The sequence below is a fragment of the Pseudomonas agronomica genome, assembly GCF_025917275.1.
GTDB lineage: Bacteria > Pseudomonadota > Gammaproteobacteria > Pseudomonadales > Pseudomonadaceae > Aquipseudomonas > Aquipseudomonas agronomica.
On record NZ_JAOSHO010000758.1, the window covers coordinates 1 to 1761 of the forward strand.

Annotated in this window: 2 protein-coding genes; both read left to right on the forward strand. The window is 59.8% G+C overall.

The features are described 5' to 3' along the window. Positions 1-279 precede the first annotated feature (279 nt). Positions 280-699, forward strand: a complete 420-nt coding sequence (locus OC610_RS26890; protein WP_264432314.1) for an organic hydroperoxide resistance protein — start codon at positions 280-282, stop codon at positions 697-699. A 35-nt stretch (positions 700-734) separates the two neighbouring features. Beyond that, positions 735-1745, forward strand: a complete 1011-nt coding sequence (locus OC610_RS26895; protein ID WP_264432317.1) for an alpha/beta hydrolase — start codon at positions 735-737, stop codon at positions 1743-1745. Positions 1746-1761 lie beyond the last annotated feature (16 nt).

Here is a 1761-nt window from a genome sequence, read left to right on the forward strand (position 1 = left end):
TTGGATTTCTGATGTGAGCAAGGTCTCGTCATCCAGCAACCTCTGTGGAACGAGCCTGCTCGCGATAGCGGCAGCCCTGTCTACCCTCCCCCCTCGAAAAATTTCTACTCTCAAAAACCGCTCTAGCTAAAGGCTTTCAGGCCTTTTCAGTTTGCCGATTCCATCTTGCCCCGAAAATTTATCTTGCGCACAAATTATTAGCGCATTACATTCTCTTCACACCTACTTAGCGCGCAAACATTTAGCGCGAAATACTCAACCTGAAACGAGGCCTGCACCATGAAAACTCTCTACACCGCAATCGCAACCTCCACCGGCGGCCGTGACGGTCGTGCCATCTCCAGCGACAACATCCTCGACGTCAAGCTCGCCACGCCAAAAGAACTCGGCGGTGCAGGCGGTGCGGCGACCAACCCTGAGCAACTCTTCGCCGCGGGCTACTCGGCCTGCTTCATCGGCGCGCTGAAATTCGTTGCCAGCCAGACCAAACGCAAAATCCCGGATGAAGCCTCGATCACCGCCCATGTCGGCATCGGCCAAATCCCTGGTGGCTTCGGACTCGACATCGACCTGCACATCAGCTTGCCGGGCCTGGATCAAGCCGAAGCCCAGAGCCTCGTTGATGCAGCGCACCAGGTTTGCCCGTACTCCAACGCCACCCGCGGCAACGTGGATGTGCGCTTGCACGTAACCGTTTAACCCCTCGCCCCCAACCGAATTTCAAGGAGATAGACATGAACATCAGCAAAACCCTGACCGGCGCCCTTCTCGCCCTGAGCATCAGCAATGCCTTTGCCGGCGATATCGTCGAACACAACACCCAGGCATTTCTCGACGCACTGAATGCCGGCACCGGCAAGCCGCTGGAGCAGTTGTCGCCCAAGGACGCCCGCGCGGTACTGGTCGGCGCCCAGGCAGGTGTGAAATTGACATTGCCCAAAGCCGATGTCAGCGAGAAGACCATCAAGGTCGACGGCCAATCGATCAGCCTGACCATCGTTCGTCCGGCCGGGGTCAAGGGCGAGCTGCCAGTGTTCATGTTCTTCCACGGCGGCGGTTGGGTGCTGGGGGATTTCCCGACCCACGAACGCCTGGTCCGGGATCTGGTGGCGGGTTCGGGCGCCGCTGCGGTGTTCGTCAACTACACGCCGTCACCCGAAGCGCATTACCCGGTGGCGATCAACCAGGCTTACGCGGCGACGAAATGGGTGGCCGAGCATGGCAAGGAAATCAATGTCGATGGCAAGCGCCTGGCCGTAGCGGGTAACAGCGTGGGTGGCAACATGGCGGCGGTCGTGGCGCTGATGGCCAAGGACAAGGGTACACCGGCAATCCGCTTCCAGGCCTTGTTGTGGCCGGTGACCGATGCCAGTTTCGAGACGGCGTCCTACAACCAGTTTGCCGAAGGACATTTCCTCAGCAAGAACATGATGAAGTGGTTCTGGGACAACTACACCACCGATGCCGGGCAACGTAACGAGATCTATGCCTCGCCACTGCGGGCAACCACCGCGCAACTCAAGGGCCTGCCGCCCGCGCTGGTGCAGACTGCCGAGGCCGACGTGCTGCGCGACGAAGGCGAAGCGTACGCTCGCAAGCTGGACGCGGCCGGCGTCCCCGTCACGGCGGTACGTTACAACGGCATGATCCACGACTATGGTTTGCTCAACGTCGTGAGCCAGGTGCCGGCGGTGCGTTCGGCGATGTTGCAAGCGTCGCAAGAGCTCAAGGAACACCTGAAGTGAAGGTACTCCCTTGCCT